General features: G+C 64.4%; 13 protein-coding genes. 3 read left to right on the forward strand and 10 right to left on the reverse strand.

Features of this window, described 5'->3' with window-relative positions:
• Positions 1 to 5: 5 nt before the first annotated feature.
• From NTU39_RS06440 to NTU39_RS06465, 6 genes are all read right to left on the reverse strand, one after another.
• Positions 6 to 1,232, reverse strand: coding sequence for an aminotransferase-like domain-containing protein (locus NTU39_RS06440; RefSeq protein WP_257959524.1), 1,227 nt, complete (start codon positions 1,230 to 1,232; stop codon positions 6 to 8).
• A 94-nt stretch (positions 1,233 to 1,326) separates the two neighbouring features.
• Positions 1,327 to 1,818: an SRPBCC family protein gene (locus NTU39_RS06445; RefSeq protein WP_150665241.1), complete on the reverse strand. Its 492-nt coding sequence runs from the start codon at positions 1,816 to 1,818 to the stop codon at positions 1,327 to 1,329.
• Positions 1,819 to 1,893: 75 nt separating this feature from the next.
• Positions 1,894 to 5,520 carry an amino acid adenylation domain-containing protein gene (locus NTU39_RS06450; RefSeq protein ID WP_257959525.1) on the reverse strand — a complete coding sequence of 1,209 codons (3,627 nt, stop codon included), beginning with the start codon at positions 5,518 to 5,520 and terminating at the stop codon, positions 1,894 to 1,896.
• A 10-nt stretch (positions 5,521 to 5,530) separates the two neighbouring features.
• Positions 5,531 to 6,454: a diiron oxygenase gene (locus tag NTU39_RS06455; protein WP_039400399.1), complete on the reverse strand. Its 924-nt coding sequence runs from the start codon at positions 6,452 to 6,454 to the stop codon at positions 5,531 to 5,533.
• Positions 6,455 to 6,655: 201 nt separating this feature from the next.
• Positions 6,656 to 7,441 (reverse strand): DUF3050 domain-containing protein, encoded by a 786-nt coding sequence (locus tag NTU39_RS06460; protein ID WP_039403981.1) that lies wholly within the window; start codon positions 7,439 to 7,441, stop codon positions 6,656 to 6,658.
• A 289-nt stretch (positions 7,442 to 7,730) separates the two neighbouring features.
• Positions 7,731 to 8,495, reverse strand: a complete 765-nt coding sequence (locus NTU39_RS06465; protein ID WP_150665239.1) for an IclR family transcriptional regulator — start codon at positions 8,493 to 8,495, stop codon at positions 7,731 to 7,733.
• 335 nt (positions 8,496 to 8,830) lie between these two features.
• Between NTU39_RS06465 and sauS the strand changes: the two genes are divergently transcribed.
• From sauS to NTU39_RS06480, 3 genes are all read left to right on the forward strand, one after another.
• Complete coding sequence (sauS, locus tag NTU39_RS06470) at positions 8,831 to 10,231, forward strand: acylating sulfoacetaldehyde dehydrogenase (protein WP_257960051.1); 1,401 nt, start codon at positions 8,831 to 8,833, stop codon at positions 10,229 to 10,231.
• An 8-nt stretch (positions 10,232 to 10,239) separates the two neighbouring features.
• Positions 10,240 to 11,856 carry an AMP-binding protein gene (locus NTU39_RS06475; RefSeq protein WP_257960053.1) on the forward strand — a complete coding sequence of 539 codons (1,617 nt, stop codon included), beginning with the start codon at positions 10,240 to 10,242 and terminating at the stop codon, positions 11,854 to 11,856.
• Between the two features lie 83 nt (positions 11,857 to 11,939).
• On the forward strand, positions 11,940 to 13,325 hold the full coding sequence (locus NTU39_RS06480; RefSeq protein WP_150665237.1) for an MFS transporter: 1,386 nt from the start codon (positions 11,940 to 11,942) through the stop codon (positions 13,323 to 13,325).
• 89 nt (positions 13,326 to 13,414) lie between these two features.
• Here the strand turns inward: NTU39_RS06480 and NTU39_RS06485 are convergent, their stop codons facing one another.
• The 4 genes from NTU39_RS06485 to NTU39_RS06500 are packed head-to-tail and all read right to left on the reverse strand — an operon-like array spanning position 13,415 to position 17,891.
• Entirely contained in the window at positions 13,415 to 15,076 is a 1,662-nt protein-coding gene (locus tag NTU39_RS06485) for an ABC transporter permease (protein WP_257959526.1), read from the reverse strand.
• A 2-nt stretch (positions 15,077 to 15,078) separates the two neighbouring features.
• A complete protein-coding gene (locus NTU39_RS06490) occupies positions 15,079 to 16,017 on the reverse strand; it encodes an ABC transporter substrate-binding protein (RefSeq protein ID WP_257959527.1) in 939 nt (312 codons plus the stop codon).
• Positions 16,018 to 16,056: 39 nt separating this feature from the next.
• The gene (locus NTU39_RS06495; RefSeq protein ID WP_233328695.1) at positions 16,057 to 16,755 is read right to left on the reverse strand and encodes an ABC transporter ATP-binding protein; all 699 of its coding nucleotides are present in this window, start codon (positions 16,753 to 16,755) and stop codon (positions 16,057 to 16,059) included.
• On the reverse strand, positions 16,755 to 17,891 hold the full coding sequence (locus NTU39_RS06500; RefSeq protein WP_150660053.1) for a porin: 1,137 nt from the start codon (positions 17,889 to 17,891) through the stop codon (positions 16,755 to 16,757). Before NTU39_RS06500 ends, NTU39_RS06495 begins: the two co-directional genes overlap by 1 nt.
• Positions 17,892 to 17,917 lie beyond the last annotated feature (26 nt).

Genomic DNA, 17,917 nt, shown 5'->3' on the forward strand with positions numbered 1-17,917 from the left:
GGAACCTAGGAGACGGTGAGGCAGGTTTCGGTCTTGCGAAGCCGCGCCTCGATCGCCTGCGCCAGGCGTGCAATCCCGGTTTCGATCTGTGAGGGGGTGGCGGTCGTGAACGTCAGCCGCATCGTGTTCGCCTTCGGTGAGACGGCATGGAACGATGCGCCCGGAATGAACGCCACACCGCGCGCCAACGCGTCTTCGAACAGACTTGCGCTGTCGATGCCGGGCGGCAGCGTCACCCACAGAAACATGCCGCCTGCGGGGCGCGTCCAGCTCACGCCCTCAGGCATATGCTCGGAGAGGCATTTGAGCATAAGTGCACATTGCGCCCGATACCGCAGACGAATGGCTTCGAGGTGCGTGTCGTACTCGCCGTCGGTGAGCAGGGCATGCGCGAGCCGTTGCGTGATGCCGGTCGTGTGCAGGTCGCTCGCCTGCTTCGCCTGCAACAGCTTGATCATGAGTTCTTCCGGCGCGACCACGTACCCCACGCGCAGGCCCGGTGCAATGACCTTCGAGAACGAGCCGAGATGCACGACGTGGTCGGGCGCCATCGACAGTAGTGAAGGCAGGGTCACGCCGGTGTAGACGAGTTCGCCGTAAGGATCGTCCTCCACGATCGGTAAGCCATGACGGATGGCCAGCGACGCCAGGGCCATGCGCCGGTCGAGGGGGAGCGTGCGTCCCGTGGGATTCTGGAAGTTCGGTTGCGTATAGAGCAGGCGCGCATTGCGCATCGACGTCTCGTTGAGCCGTTCGGGCAACAGGCCTGCCGCGTCTGTCGAGACCTCTTCGAACACGGGTTCGTATTGCGCGAGCGCCTGCACCGCGCCTAGATAGGTCGGCGTCTCGATCAGCACACGCGAGCCGGGATCGACGAGCACGCGTGCGACGAGGTCGAGCGCCTGCTGTGAGCCGGTCGTGATGAGCAATTGAGACGGACTGACTGCCGCGCCCTGCCCGGTCAGCCGCGCGGCGATAGCCTCACGTAGCGGCAGATAGCCCTCGGACGGCCCGTACTGCAGCGCTCCGATGGCGTCGCGCCGCAAGATCCGGTCGACCGACGCCTGAAGCCGTTCGACCGGCAACGCGTAGGGCGAGGGCAGGCCGCCCGCGAACGAGATGATGTCAGGCCGCTCGGCGACCTTGAGCAGTTCACGCAGTGCCGAAGGCTGCATGCGTTGCGCGCGCGCCGCGAGCTGCCAGCGACCGGCGGGCGGGAGATGTCTGTCCATTGTGCGGTCCGCAACGAAGAAGTGGGACGCCCTCACGACGCGAGCCGTGAGGGCGCAATACCATCGATAACATCGATGCCGGGCAACTCGCGCTTTACTCGTTGAACATCTTGCGCAGGTTGTCCATCGCCATCTTCAGGAAGCCGACGGCGAAATCGTCGAACGCTGGCTGGTCCTTCGGATTGCCGGAGCGCGCTTCGCCGACGATGCGATACGTTGCCGTACATGCCTTGTCGCCGCGCGGCACCACTTCCATCGACGCCCACATGTTGCCGATGTCGAACGTCGTGTAGATCAGCGTCCAGCTCATGGTCATGGCGTCGTCGTTGCGCGTGTTGAGTTGCTCGACGACGAGATCGCCACCCGTGAAGTGCTTGTGACGCAGCGAGCGCGGGCCGGTCGCCGTGCCGGTCATCTGGATGTATTCGAGACCGGTCACGAAGCGGTTGTAGCCGTCGAAGCGGCCGACGATGTTCCACACGTCGCGTGCAGACGCATTCAGGTCGGCTACCCCGGCGTGCACAGTCGTCGTGAGGTTGTGGATCAGCGTGTCGGGTTGCAGTTCGGTGCGGACTTTTTGCAGCATGATGAACTCCTCGATGATGAAAATGGACTGCGCGAAAAAAGGTGCAACAAATGACAGAGAGACCCCACACGCCGATCAGGCGACGGAGGCCGTCTCCTTCTCGTCGGACTTACCCGCCTGATTTCCCTTCGGTTCGGTACGCCGGGCATTGCTGCTACCCGGCTCGGGCAGGAAACCGCTTTCGATCAGATACCCGAAGTGATGCATGAGCAGGGCGTCGTCCTTGCGCGGATACGCCAGCCCCAGACGTGCAAGCGCTTGCGCCGATTGCCGGTGGGCAATGCGCGCCATGTCGCCGATATCCTCCTGACTGTCGTCCAGATAGAACGCGACCACATCGAACAACGCGTTGGTCTCGTCGATGGACGTCAGGCGATTGCGCCAGTCTGCGGGCTCTTCGAGGGCGAGCGAATAACCGCATCGGGCGAGGGCGCCGAGGTAGTCTTCCCACGTCAGCGGTTGCGGGTTCTGGAGGTGGAAGACGCGCAACTCGCGCTGCGGGTCGGTCGTGCAGCGGACCATCGCGCGCGCCAGGAAGTCGACCGGTGTGAAGTCGAAATCCGTATCCCCGGCAGGGGCCGCGCCCAGTTGCAGTGAGCCTTTGACGAGCAGCAGGATCCGGTTACGCGTCGGCTGGCACAGCCCCGTGCCAGACACCCCGGTGATGTTGCCTGGACGCAGAATCGTGGCGTCGACGCCGCGCTCGGCGGCCTCCCACACCAGATGCTCCGCCACCCATTTCGTCACGTTGTAGCCGTTGTTCACGAAGGCTGGCGCGTTGCGGGCAGGGCCTTCCTCCAGCACATGACCGTCGGCGTTCACCGCGCTCGCGGCGGACAACGTCGAGACGAAGTGCATCGACTTGTTGCGGAACTCGCAGGCGAGGCGCAACAGTTCGAGCGTCGCACCGACGTTCGCGTCGTACAGATACGGATAGTCGTAGACGTGATTGACGTGTGCACCGTTGTGATAGATCGCATCGATATCGTGCGCCAGCGTTCGCCACGTTTCCGGCGATACGCCGAGTCGCGGTTTCGCCAGATCGCCGAGCACGACTCTCAAGCGTGGATGGCCTGCGAGCGCAGCCAGCCCGTTGGCCTGCAACGCCTGCGCGAGACGCGCCTCGCCTTCCTTCTGACTCGCTGCCCGCACCATGCAATGGATCGTGGCGGACGTCTGCGCGATCAGCTCGGCCGCGATGAAGGTGCCGAGGAAGCCGTTCGCGCCCGTAAGCAGAATGGCGCGTGCACCGTCCGCAATGGGACGCAGACCGTCGACCGGACGAATGTCGTCGGGCAGCACCATGTCGTCGAAGACACGCTGCGGAATGCGTTCGCCCTTGTTGACGTCGTCGTTCGAGAGCAGCGATGCCAGCGCGCCGATGGTCGGACGTTCCATGAAGCGGGCAAGCGGTGCATTGCCGCCGAACTCCTTCTTGACTGCAAGCATGAGTCGCGAGACCAGCAGCGAGTGGCCGCCCAGGTTGAAGAACGAATCGTCGCGGCCGATCTCGAACGGTTCCAGATCGAGCAGCCGTGCCCACAGGGCACGCAGATTCGTTTCCGTTTCGGTGAGCGGTGCCTGCGCGGCGTCGTCTTCCGTGCGGGCGCGCTGCGCCGGGATGCGGCCAAGCGCGTTGCGGTCGATCTTGCCGTTGTTGGTGGCGGGCAGTGCGTCGAGCACGACGATCTCGTAAGGCACCATGTAGTCCGGCAGACGGGCAACGAGCAGGTCGCGCAACGTGTCGCCCGTCACGGATGCCGCCAGCGGGCGCGCGACGAAGCCACGGATGCGTTTGCGGTCGTCGACCACGCACGCGCACTGACCGAACTGGCCGGTAGCGAGTGCGGCCGACTCGATTTCGCCGAGTTCGACGCGAAAGCCCCGAATCTTGACCTGTGCGTCGCGGCGTCCGACGAAGTGCAGTGCGCCGTACTCGTCCCACTGCACGATGTCGCCCGTGCGATACAGCAGTTCGTCGTGGGCTGACGGCCATTGGCCGTTCGGATCGGCAAACGGGTTGGGCACGAAGCTGCGCTCCGTCAGATCGGGACGATGCAGATAGCCATCCGCCACACCGGCACCGGCGACGCACAGTTCGCCCGCTTCACCCGTGAGCGCCGGTTCGCCTGTCTCGGTGAGCACGTAGCAGCGCACGTTCGCGAGCGGCCGTCCGATCAACCGGTTGCTGTCGCCCGCCTTCAGCCGCGCGACGGTGACGAATACCGTGCATTCCGCCGGGCCGAAGATGTTGTGGAACTCGCGGCCCTGACTCCAGCGGGCAATCGTCTCAGGGAAACAGACGTCACCGCCGGTCAGCAGATGCCGCAGCGCAGGCCACTGCGCGTCCGGCATCACGCCGAGCAGCGCGGGTGGCAGGAAAGCATGCGTGACGGCTTCGCGCTCGATGAGCGCGCTCAGATCGTCGAGTGCGTGGCGCTGGGCTTCGGTCGGGATCACCAGCATGGCACCGGCGAGGAACGTCGGGAAGATGTCGAGCAGCGAGACGTCGAACGCCACAGTGCAGAACTGCAACGCGCGGGAACTGGCGTCCAGTCCGATGTAGTCGCGATACGAGTGGCAGAAGTGCACGATGTTGCGGTGCGTGAGCATCACCCCCTTGGGCACACCCGTCGAACCGGAGGTGAAGATCGTGATGGCGCAGCGGCTCGCGCGATCGGGCAGGCGCGAGACGGGCCACGCTGTCACGCCGATGTTCACGTCCGCGACATTGAGCGAGCGCAGACGAATGATTCTGACGTTCAGCCCCTCGAGCGCGCTGGCGTCGAAATCGTCATCGGTGATCAGGCACGTCGCACGGCTCTGTTCGACGATCTGGCGCACGCGTTCCGCAGGAAACGACGGGTCGAGCGGCGCATAGGCCGCGCCTGCGCCGATGGCGCCGAGAATCGCGGTGTACAGCAGTCGCGACTTGGGCAGCCGCACCGCAACGACCTGGGGTGTACGGTCGTCTGGCGATTGCACGGGCAGCATCGCGGCGATGTCGAGCGCGAGCTTCATCGATGCGGCGACGAACGTGCGGTAGTTGACGTCGCCGTTGGCATCGCGCAGCGCGACGGCCGACGGGGCCTCGAGCGCGCGACGCGAAATCATCTCGGGCAGCGACGGCTCCAACGCCATCTCGCGTGCCGTCTCGTTCGTCGCATGCCAGCCGGACAGACGATGCAGGTCGAGCACCACGCTCCCGGGCGCCGCCTCGGCCACCGGGCGCGACGCGAGCGCATCGGTGGTCAGCACGTCGCGGCCGAGCTGGCTGACGATGTCGACGAGCATGGCTTCGGCTTCGGCATCGATCTGCGCGACCATGTCCGCGCCGCAGCGCAGGCTGTCGAACACGCAGGCCGTGGTGGCGACGTCGACATCGCCACGCGGGCCATGCCACTGCCAGGCGAGCGTGGACGTGACCGGTGGCAGTGCCGGGGCGCTGGCACGAAACGTCATGATGTGCGTGGCGGCACAGGCGGTTTCCGGTGCGGCGTCGCCGCAGTCGATACGCCACTCGACGCGCTGCGGTCCACTGTCCGGCGTAGGCACGCTCGCGCCCAGTTGCGCCGCCATCTCCGTGAGCGGGCCGCTGCTGTAAGACAGCGGCATCACGTCGTGCCCCATGTCGTGGAGCGCGGCGAACAGACGTGCGCCGAGGCGGTTGTTGCCCGCGATGGCGAAGGAAATCGCTCTCATGACTCGTTCCTCACAGGTATTGCGCGATGGCCGCGCGAGTGGGTTCGTGTTCGAGCAGCCCCGCCATCTTCAAGAACTTGCGGATGTTGACGATCATCGGGTGCTGGTTGGTGATCGGGTATGCGCCGACCATGTCGTTCGCGATCTGTTCGCGCGTGGCGGCGGGCAGATCGAGCGTGCCGATCAGGCGGCGGTCGAATTCGAGTTGCAACTCGTTCGTGAGGTACTCGCGAAGGAAGAACGGCAGGCCGCGTCCGAGTTCGATGCGTGCCGTCTCGTCGATCTCCGACCAGTACAGCTTGACCAGATTGATCCAGAAGACCGAGTGGCGGCCTTCGTCGGCCAGATGGTCGGCCATGACACCCTTGACCGAACGCTTGAGCGTGGTGTCGCGCGAGAATGCGGCGACTTCTGCGGTGACGGTGTTCTCCGAGATAGCGACCCCGAGCAGTTCCATACCGGCGGCGTATTGCGGCGGCACGTATTCCATGGCACGGGGAATGGCGCGCGAGAGTTCGATCTCACGGTTTTGCTCGATGGGGCCGATGCCGGTGCTGCGCTCGACCTGGTCGAGGTAGTCCATCGCCACGTAGGCGTGGTAGTTCTCGTCGATCACGACCGACATGGCGTCGCTGCGGCACGCGAACGGAAACTCGAACGGGAAGCGTGACTTGGCAATGGCCAGCGCCGTGCGGTTCACGATCTCCGTCTCGAAGATGATGACGTCGTTGATGTACTTGTAGAAGCTTTGCAGCAGGATGTAGTCCTGCACCTCGCGGCCGGCGTCGATCACGGCGGGGTGCGCGTACAGCGGCTGACGCTCGACGGGGTAGTAGCTCAGGTCGTCGTCTTCGACGATGCGGCGCGGACGGGAACGGATCGTGGCGCGTTGTTCCCATTGGTCAGCATGGCTGACGTAACTCTGCAATGACATGGCGTTGCCTCGGAATATGGGGGACGGCAGAGGACCTGCAACTCAGGATTCGAATGGGAGCGCGCGCAGCATGCGGTGAGGGATGTAAGGATGTGAGGGGGCGTATGCGGCCGACAGCGTGTGCTGTCGGCCGCGCCCCTCCGGTCCCCCGACCGTCCTGCCTCATGAAAAACGCGCTCGCAAACGAATCGCGCAAACGGCTTACGCGGCGACGGCTTCCTTCTGCGACGCCACGATGTGTTCGTGCAGGCCGTCCCACAGACGCAGCCGCTCGTCGATGGCACGCAGGCCCGCTTCCAGCGCTTCGACCATCAGACGCTCGTCGTTGTTGGCGGCCTCGACGATCATGGCGCGCGCAGCGGGGCCGTGTTCGCCGGAGTCCACTTCGATGTGGCGCTCCAGATAGAACGTGAGCAGCGGCACGCTCTTCGGATCGATCTGCCAGCCGTCGAGCAGTGTGCGGAACATGTCGGGAATCACGTTCTCCCGGCCGTAGAAGAAGTTGCCGAGCACCTGATGCGTCTTGCCTTCGTAGCAGGTCGCAAACGTCGAGTTGACGAAGCGCAGCACCGGCGCGGGGGCGTCGACGGCAGCGAGCGCAGCGCTCACGCTGTGGCCCTTGACGAGGAGGTCGATCAGCTTCTCGATCTGGCGCGTATCGGCGCCGACGTCGCGCATGGCGGCGAGGTACAGGTCGAAGTGGCTCATCGGGCCTTGCGGCGTCTCGTCGCATTCCTCGCCGAGCACGATCTCGTTGATCAGACGGGCGGCATGAATATTGCGCGGTGCGATCCACGGCAGCGTGATCGTCGTGAGGTCGGCCTGCAGGCGCTTGACCAGCGACATGAAGTCCCAGACGGCAAACACGTGCCACTCCATGAACGTCTGCAAACCTTGCATCGATTCGATGGAGTGGAACACCGGGTGATGTGCAAGCGTCGCGTGATGTTCCTTGATCTGACGTTCGAGATGTTCGATCTTGTCCACGATAGGCATCCTTGTGATAACGATGTTGAAATCAACCTGTGCGAGGGGGAATGCGGCGCGACTTTCAAGTCGTCGCCCACAGGGATCAGCAAGTTCGATGCCAGCGTCTCGAAACGCAAGAATCTAGACGATTGAGGGGATTTTTCAGGGGGCGAACGGGCGTCCGCAGGCATGACACCTGTTCAGATAATGGACAGGTGTGCGCGCGGGTGTCGCCAAGAGAGGAGGTGAACCACGCCCCGCGCGGGGCGGGGCGGTGACATGCGGTGATGCAGTGAGAGCGGGCCGCTCAGTGCTTGAAGGTGCGTGCGGTTTCTTCGGCAGCGAAGCGCAGTTCAGGCTCGAATGCCAGCAGGTCGTCGAGCGTCAGGCGCCCGATAGGCGCCTGCACAGCGATAGCGGCGCACGCGCGGTTGCGATTGAGCATGACGGGCACGGCAATCGCGATCAGCCCCTGCAAATGCTCCTGATTGTTAATGCCCATCTTGCGACGCCGCGTCTGTTGCAGCTCGGCGCGCAACGCGCTGCGGTCGGTGAACGTCTGATCCGAAAAGCGGCGCAGAGGCAATGTATCGATCAGATGTTCGCGACGTTCCTTCGGCAGGAAACTCAGCAGCAGTTTGCCGCTTGCCGAGCAGTGCAGCGGGACGTGCGAGCCGGGCTGCAAATGCATGCGCAGCGGCCACTCCGTCTCCACACGATCCACGTAGATCACATCGTTGCCCGAGAGCATCGTCAGATTGCACGTCTCGCCGATGCTCGCGACGAGTTGCTCCAGCAAACCATGACGCGCTGCAGCAGGGCCCGTCTGCATCAACACATTGATGGCCAGCGCGCGCACGCGTGGCGAGCATTCATAGCGCCGGTCATCGTCGCTGCGAGTGATCAGCCATGCGTCCTTCAACTGCGTGAGGATGCGATGCACCGTTTGCTTGGGCAGTCCAAGCGCGTTCACGAGATCCATCATCGATAGCGGACCGCCAGCGTCGGCGAGGGTTTCGAGCACGCGAAACGCACGCACTGCAGCGGCGTTCGATTGATTCGATGCTGCCATGTCGTCTCCTGAGTGTTGCTATGTCCCCCTCGGCAATCTGATGTCGCCTGTGGCGAAGCTTTGTCGTTGTTCTCTCGCCCGTTACCGCAATTCTGCATCGGTTTGATTACTTTTGCGGACTTTAGCGGTCCCGAATTTCGACCCACCCTTTACACCCTCCGAAGGTGTCCGGCTTGACCGGGAATTTGAGACCGGCGACGCGTCGTGTGTTGGCTAGATTGGTTACGCGAACCCACTCGAAAACCATCAGGAGGCGTCTCATGAATTCACGGGCTCTCGGAGCTGTCGTTGCACCGTCGGACGCTCGCACGTTAGCGCCGCGCGCGAGCAACGATATGGCCGACGTCGAGGTACAGGTCGCGCAACTCATCGCGCGGGCCAGGGTAGCGCAGCGCGATTTCGCCGCTGCCGGACAGCAGGCGCTGGACACGGCGGCCAGTGCAGCCGCATGGGCGATCATGGAACCGGCGCGCAACCGTCAACTCGCGGAACTGGCGGTGCACGACACCGGGCTGGGCAACGTCGACGACAAGATTCAGAAGAACTTCCGTAAGACGCTCGGCCTGCTGCGCGATCTGCATGGCCGCAAGACGCATGGCGTGATTGACGAGGATGCGGGCAAGGGCATTGTCGAGATCGCACGTCCGGTCGGTGTGGTGGCGGCGATCACGCCGTCGACCAATCCGGCTGCGACACCTGCGAACAAGATCGTCAATGCGCTCAAGTGTGGCAATGCGGTGATCGTCGCGCCGTCGCCCAAGGGCTACAGCGCGTGCGCATTGCTATTGCGGTTTGTGCATGCAGAACTCGTCAAAGCGGGCCTCTCGCCGGATCTCGTACAGATGCTGCCGGAGCCGATCAGCAAGGCTGCTACGGCGGCGCTCATGCGTCAGGCCGATCTGATCGTGGCGACCGGCTCGCAGGCGAACGTGCGCATGGCCTATACGAGCGGAACACCCGCGTTCGGCGTCGGCGCTGGTAACGTCGCGTCGATCGTCACGCAGAGCGCCGATCTGCCGGATGCCGCCGTCAAGATCGCCCGTTCGAAGACGTTCGACAACGCGACAAGTTGTTCGTCGGAGAACAGCGTCGTGATCGAAAGCAGGGTCTACGACGCAATGATCGACGCATTGCACGCCGCCGGTGGCGTCTTGCTCAGTGCGGACCAGAAGCAGGCCCTGGCACGAGTCATGTGGGTGGACGGCAAGCTTTCCGGCGCATGCACGGCCAAGTCGGCGCAGCGGATTGCGCGCCTGGCCGGGCTCGACGATATTGCGGCGCAACATCCCAAATTCCTGATGGTCGAGGAGTCGGGCACCGGCTCGGACTACCCGTTCTCGGGTGAAAAGCTCTCGCCGGTGCTGACGGTCTATCGTGCCCGCGACTTCGACGACGCCGTGTCGCTCGTCTCGAACATCTACCGCTACATGGGCGCGGGTCACTCGGTCGGTCTGCACGGCGCTGACAAGGCGCAGGCCTTGCAACTGGGCGAGACCTTGCCGGTGGCGCGCGTGATCGTGAATCAGGCGCATTGCTTCGCGACCGGCGGGAATTTCGACAACGGCCTGCCATTCTCCCTGTCGATGGGGTGCGGCACGTGGGGACGAAACAACTTCACCGACAACCTCGGCTACCGTCAGTACCTCAACGTCACGCGCGTGGCCTATCCCATCGCCGCCGAAGTGCCTGAGGCCGACGACCTGCTCGCCGACTATTTCGGGAGATTCGGACGATGAACGCGCCCATGAACCCTGTCTCCGCCGCCCTTGCCGCAGCGCATGAATCGCCCGCCGCTAACGCAAGCACGTTGCGAGATCTGATCGAGCGGCAGGCGCACACGCACGGCGAGCGTCCGTACCTGCTGGCGCTCAATGATGGCAATGAAAGCGGCAATGAAAGTGGCGAAGCCGTGCCGCTGACTTTCCGTGCGTTGCGCGACGACTGCCGGGAACTGTCGCGGCGTTTTGCAGCGGCTGGCCTGCGCGCAGGCGACATCGTGTCTGTGTGCATGGGCAACGGTCCGCAGTCGGCACGCGTGATCCTCGCTGCGATGTACAGCGGCCTGATCGTCAATCCCATCAATCTGCTTTGTCAGCCGACGCAGCTGCAATACATTGTCGAGCACTCGGATACGCGGCTGATCTTCGTCTCCGAGGCGATGCTGCCAGCGCTGACGCAAGCGATGGATGCGGCACGGGGACAGGGGATGATGCGCGCGGTGGCGCTGGTGTGCACGTCACCCGATGCCACCGCACTGCCCGAGATCCCGTCGATGGCGGCAGTGCCATCGCTGGCCTCGCCGGTGATCGCCGACGTGGCGCTGCTCATGTACACGTCGGGAACCACCGGGGTGCCCAAGGGGGTGCTACTCACGCATCGAAGTCTGCTCGCGAACGCTGCGTTCATCAGCGCCGAGCATCGGCTCACGCATGAGGATCGCGTGCTGGCCTCGCTGCCGCTTTATCACATCAACGGTCTGGTGGTGACGTTGCTGGCACCGCTGTTTCACGGCGGATCGGTCGTGATGGCCCCGCGTTTCTCCGCGCGCACCTTCTGGCGCGACGTGACCGCAACGCGGTGCTCGTGGATCAACGTCGTGCCGACCATCGTCGCGTATCTGCTCGAAGGCGATGCCCCGTCGCGTGCTGAGCTAGCCAGGCTGCGCTTTTGCCGCAGTGCGTCGGCGGCGTTACCCGCCGACCATCACCGTGCGTTCGAAGCGCGCTTCGGCATCGGCATCATCGAGACGATGGGGATGACGGAGACCGCCGCGCCCGTTTTCAGTAATCCGTTCGATGCGCACATGCGCCGCATCGGCAGTGTCGGTCTGCCGTCGGGCGGCGAGGCGCGCGTCATACGCCGCGACGGCTCGCAAGCCGACGCAGGCGAGACCGGCGAACTGGTGTTGCGCGGTGCGCAGATCATGCGCGGTTACTACAAACGTCCGGACGAGACCGCCGACGCTTTCACGGCCGATGGCTGGTTGCGCACCGGCGATCTCGGTCATCGCGACAGCGACGGGTACTTCTACATCACCGGACGCGCCAAGGAACTGATCATCAAAGGCGGCGAGAACATCGCGCCGCGCGAGATCGACGAGGCGCTGCTGCGGCATCCCGATGTGCTGGAGGCGGCCGCCGTCGGCGTGCCCGACCCGGCCTATGGACAGGAGATCGTGGCGTTTGTCGTGCTGCGTGGGCCGGGCGACGCTCAACGCACGTCGGCCGACGTGCAGGCATTGCGCGAACACTGTCTGCGAACCCTTGGCCGCTACAAGACCCCGAAGGAATTCCGCTTCGTCACCGAACTGCCGCGTGGCCCGTCGGGCAAGGTGCAACGACTCAAGCTGCTGCAACAGTAACGACCCGAGGGGCCATCGCTCCCCGGGTGCAGGACACGATCGCATGCGCATGACGTGTGCGACGTAAATACATAGGAGACAACATGGACAAGCGTACCGGTCGCGTGAAAACGCGCCACATCATTCTTGCAGTCATGTGCCTGATGTATTTCATCTCGTACATCGATCGCGTCAATATTGCCGTCGCAGGCCCCTTCATCCGACAGGAGATGGGACTGACGACGGTGCAACTGGGACTCGTGTTCTCGGCCTTCGCCTATCCGTATGCCGCGATGCAAATCTTCGGTGGATGGCTGGCGGACCGGTACGGACCCAAGCTCGTACTGACGGTGCTCTCGCTCATCTGGGGCGTCGCGACACTGGCGACCGGCTTTGCGGGCAGCATTGCGGCACTCGTTGCGTTGCGCTTCTTGCTGGGCATCGGGGAGGGCGGTGCGTTCCCGACGGCAACGCGCGCGTTCACCTACTGGATGCCCGTCGGCGAGCGTGGCTTTGCACAGGGCATTACGCATAGCTTTGCGCGTCTGGGCGGGGCGATCACGCCGCCGGTCGTGCTCGCCATCGTGGTGGCGTTCGGCTGGCGCGAGGCGTTCATCGTGCTGGGGGTGGTGAGCCTGATCTGGACCGTGCTCTACATGAAGGTGTTCACCAACACGCCCGAGCAACACCGTCGCGTTACGCCGGAAGAAGCGGCCGAGATCGGCTACCGGCCGGGGGATTGCGAACGTGCCAAGCGTGCGTCGACACCGTGGCGCAAGCTCATTCGACGCATGTGGCTCGTGACGTTCGTCGACTTCTGTTATGGCTGGCTGCTGTGGGTGTATCTGACGTGGATGCCGTCATATCTGCGCGAGTCGCAGGGCTTCGATCTCAAGCAACTGGCCTTGTTCACGGCGCTGCCGCTGCTCGCGGGGGTGGTCGGGGATACGTTGGGCGGTGTGGTGTCCGACAAGCTCTACAAGGCGACGGGACGCCTGCGTTTCGCGCGTGTATCGGTGCTGGTCGTCGGCATGGGCGGATCGCTGGCGTTTCTGTTGCCGATGACGATGGTGTCCGACCCGATGGTGGCGGTGTTCCTGCTCTCGGCGTCGTTCTTCTTCCTCGAAATCACGAATCCGGTGCTCTGGACTTTGCCGCTCGATATCGCGGGCAAGTATGCGGGCACGGCGGGCGGCATGATGAACACCGGTTTCGGTCTCGCGGGAATGATCTCACCCGTGGCGTTCGGCTATCTGATCGAGACGAGCGGCAGCTACAACGTGCCGTTCGCCATCTCGGCGGTGTTGCTCGGCATGGGCGTTGTCGCCGCACTGTTTATCGACACGAGCAAGACCGTCGACAAGGACGAGGAGGACGAGGCGAAGGCGATGTCCGGAACCCCTTCGTCAATGGTCGGCGCGGGGCCGGTGTGGATGGCGACGGGGCCGCAACGGCACCCGCTGCGTCGGCCGCTGCGCTGGCGTCGTTAAATCGATAGCGGCTTGTCCCGTGTGAAATGAAGAAGGGGCGCGCTGACCGGCGACCGGCAGCGCGCCCCTTCGGTGCTATCGCATCAGGATCAGGCAGCGCGCTCGCGCTTGTTCCCCAGACGCGACGCCAGCATGAGCAACGTGCCGCTCACGGCCATCGAGACGACGCCCATCGCCATGCCCTGACCGATGGAACCCTGCTCGAACTGACGCCATACGAAGATCGAGACCGTCTGCACGCCGCTAGGCGCGAGCAACAGCGAGGTCACGAGTTCGCGTGACGCAATCGCAAACACGATCATCAACGACGCGCCGAGCGCGGGCATTACCAGCGGAAGTGTAATGCGTCGCAGCGCGACACCCGCCGGTGCGCCGTGCACGCGCGCAGCGGCTTCGAGCGACGCCGCCGTCTGCCGCAGCGCAGCGCTCGTGTAGCGCACCGGATACGGCAGCAGCAGGCAACTGTAGGACAGCAGCAAAATGCCCCAGGTGTTGTACGGCGTGACGGGCCAGAACGGCAGGTTCCACGCGAGGATCAGGCCCACGCCGACAACGATGCCCGGCAAGGCATGCGGCAGCAGCGACAGGCCGTCGATCAGCACGCGGCCTCGCATCGTCGACTTCACGACACACCACGCGCACAGGAAACCCAGCACGCCCGTGACGAGCGACGTGCCCAACGCCAGCGACAGACTCGTCGCCAACGCTTCAAGCCCTTCCGCGCCCTGACCGAGCAACGCCGCGAAGTGTGACGTCGTCAGATTGGCGAGCGACAGGCCACCCGAGAGCGTGCCCGAGAACGCCGTGGCAAGAATCGAGAACAGCGGTGCCACAGTGGCCAGTAGTGCCACGAAGGCGAAGCCGAAGAGCGCGAGACCTTTCCAGCGGCCCAGTTCGCGTGGAGGCGATGCGATGGGCTTGCCTGTCTGCGTCTCGAAGTCCTTGCCTGCCGCGAGCCGGTGTTGCAACACGAAGGCGACGAGCGCGAGCACCGCCAGCACGACCGACAGAACCGACGCGCCCGGCAGGTCGATCGGCCAGTCGGCGAAGCGGCCTTCGATGGACGTGACCAGCACGGAGAAACCGGCGCGCGCGCCGAGGGCGGCAGGTGCACCGAATTCTTCGATAGCCATCGTGAACGCGAGCAGCAGGCTGGCCGCGAACGCCGGCAGCGCGAGCGGCAGCGTCACCCGTGCAAACGCACGCCACGCGGACGCACCATGCACGCGGGCAACGTCTGCCAGTCGCGAGCCGGTGGTCGCGAGCGCGCGGGACACCGCGAAGTAGACGACGGGAAAGATGTTGAGCGTCATCACGAACACGAGGCCCGGCAGCGAGAACAGGAACTGTCCGGCGTCCATGCCGGTGAGCTGCTGAGCGTAGCCGCCCGTTTGCAGCAACAACATCCAGCCCAGCGCCGCGAGATACGGCGGCACCAGAAACGGCAGGAGGAAGCACAGATCCCAGAGCCGCGCGCCCGGTACGTGAAACAGGCCGCGCACCGCGCCGAGCGCACCACCGACCAGCGCCGTGCCGAGCGCCACCGACACGCCGAGTCTCAGCGTATTGGTGACGAGCGGCAGCGTGCTGTCGTGCGACAGCGTGGGCCAGACAGCGGAGAAGGGATCCGCGAACGATCCCTGCGCGAGATGCGGAAAGATAGCCTGTAACAGAACGAACGCGACCGGCAATGCCACCACGACGGCGAGCGCTGCAACGGTCGCCGTCGGCAGTAGTCGGAGCGATTTCACCGTTAGTGCTGGCCGTTGAGTTTGGCGAAACGTGCCAGAACATCGGCGCGCGAGGTGCTCGACGATTGCGCGTCGCCTTGCGGCAACAGACGCAGATCCCTGAACGAAGCGCGCTTGATGGCGATGTCTTCGCGTGCCGGAATCAGCCACGCTTCAGCGACCATCTGCTGGCCTTCTTCCGAGAGCACGTAATCGATGAACTGACGCGCTTCTTTCTGCTGCTTCGACGTGTTCAGAATCATCATCGGACGCGGTGCGATGACCGTGCCGCTCGTCGGGAAGATCACCTTCACGGCTTCGCCCTGTGCGGCGGCGGCATAGGCGACGTAGTCGACCGCGCCGAACACGGCAGCCTTCGCGCCTTGCAGCACCGGGTTGAGCGCCTGAGCATTCGGGCCGGACACGACCATATCGTTTTGCTTCAGATCGTCGAAGAGCTTCCATGCTTCGCCGCCCAGACGCGCTTGCAGACCCAGCAACAGGTCGGCGGACGCACCCGAGAGGGCCGGGTCCGGCATCGTCACGAGATGGCGATACGCGGGTTTGGTCAGATCGCGCCAGTCATGCGGTTCCGGCGTGCCCGACTTGGCGTTCCAGACGATGCCGAGCGCGGAGAGGCCTTGCGCGACGTAATGCGTCGTCTTGAAGGGGGCTGGCACGCGCGAGGCGTTGGCACTCTGGAACGGGGCGAGCCAGCCGCGCTTTTCGAGATCCTGTGCGGTGTCCCACGAGGCCGAGATGAGCACGTCGGCACGCGGGTTGGCCTGTTCGGCTTCGATGCGCGCCATCACCTTGCCGGTCGTGGCTTGAAAGACATCGACTTTGATACCGGTCTTCTTCTCGAAACCCGCAGCGAGCTTCTTGCTGAGGTTGCCGGGGCCGGCGGTATAGACGGTCAGCGCGTGCGCGTGCTGAACGCCAACGCTTGCAGCAAAGGCCATGGTGAGTGTCGCGATAATTTTGCGGTGGAGCATTATGGGCTACCTCGTAATACGTTTGTCAACGCGCCCGTGGGCGAGGATCACGATCTGGTCGGCCAACGCCTCGGCTTCTTCGCGGTCATGGGTGACATAGACGGCGGTGGTGCCAAGGCGCGAGAGCAGCGCGCCGATATCGGCGCACAAACGCGTGCGCAGATCGCGGTCGAGGTTGGATAGCGGCTCGTCGAACAGCAGCAGACGCGGGGCCGAGACGATAGCGCGCGCGAGCGCAACGCGCTGCTGCTGGCCACCGGAGAGCGCCTGCGGACGCCGGGCGCCGAGACCGGCAAGGCCAACGAGCGTGAGCGCTTCTTCGACGCGCTCGGCGCGCTCCGTGCGTTTGACCCCGCGCATCTCAAGCGGGAATGCAACGTTGGCGGCCACGCTCATGTGCGGCCACAGGGCGTAGTCCTGAAAGACCATGCCGAGCGAGCGCAATTCGGGGGCGTGACAGACGCTGGCGCTGGCGACCACGGTGTCGTCGAAACGGATTTCGCCCCCAGTGGGGGCGAGCAGACCGGCGAGCAGTTTGAGCAGCGTGCTCTTGCCGCATCCGGAGGGGCCGAGCAAAGCGGTCGTGGTGCCGGCCGGGACATCGATGTCGATGCCGTCGAGCACGCGCGCCGCACCGAAAGTCTGGTGCAGCGCGCGCAGCGACACAGCGACGCCTTGCGGCGCAGGCAGAGCGTCGCTCGTCATCAGAACGTGTGCTTGATACCGGCCATCGTACCGAACTGGTTCTTGCCAGCGATGACGTTGGTGCCGAAGCCGTTCAGACCGAGATCGGAGCCATTGCGGTTCACGACGTAGCCCATGTTGACGTAGACGTCCGTACGCTTCGAGAAGCTGTAGTCGGCGCTGACCTGGAACGACAGCGGGTCGCGGTTCGTGCCGTAGAAGTCCTGATACATGGCCGTGGCCGACAGGTCGAGCGCGGGCGTGGCGTGCCACGTCGAGCCGATCCAGTAGTAGCTCGATGCTTCCACCGGGCTCTTGTTCAGGGCCGAGAGGTGGATGGCCTTGGCGTTCAGGTAACGGTAGCCGACGTACAGATCGACGCTTTGCAGCGAGTACTGCACCGCCGCCGCGATACGGCGATCCATGTTGCCTTCATAACCACCGACCTTCGAGGTCATGGCTGCATTGGGCAGGGTCGAGCCGCCGTTCTTCTGGTCGTAAGCGATCACGAACGAGAGCGGGCCGTTGGCGTAGCGCACGCCGGCGTCGACGACCTGTGCGCGACGATTGTCGCCCGGCGTGGTGCTAGCCGCGCCGAAGCTCACGTCGTCGTAGCCCTTCGAGTACTGGACCATCGCTTCGAAGTCGCCGAGCTTGGCGCTGTAGCGAAGGCTGTTGTCGAGACGGTCGGAGAACGCCGTGTCCTGCATCTTGATGGCGTAGACGGCGTTGTTGAGCGGGTTGAACTTGCTGACCCAGTCGAGGAACACACCGCCCTGGCGGCCGATCGTGACGGTGCCGAACGACTTGTTCGACAGGCCGACGTAGGCCAGACGACCGAACTCGCGGCCGCCCTGAAGCGATTGACCGTTACCGAGGTTGAAGCCGTTTTCGAGCAGGAACAACGCCTTGTTGCCGCCGCCGAGATCTTCGGTGCCCTTCAGGCCCCAGCGCGAACCGGCGAGGTTGCCCGACGTGACGCGCGTGAGGTTCACGGCGCTGCCAGCGGTGTTCTTATCGGCGTTGGTGAGAAATTCGACGCCCGAGTCGATCAAGCCGTAAAGCTGAACGTTTGACTGGGCCAGAGCGGGCATGGGCAGGCTGCTGGCGAACGCCAGGCAGCACCCTGCCGCCGCGATGCGGAGGTTGGGTTTCATTTCAAGGTCCTCTTTGGGATTAAATT

The organism is Pandoraea commovens, from assembly GCF_024704525.1.
GTDB classification, from domain to species: domain Bacteria; phylum Pseudomonadota; class Gammaproteobacteria; order Burkholderiales; family Burkholderiaceae; genus Pandoraea; species Pandoraea commovens.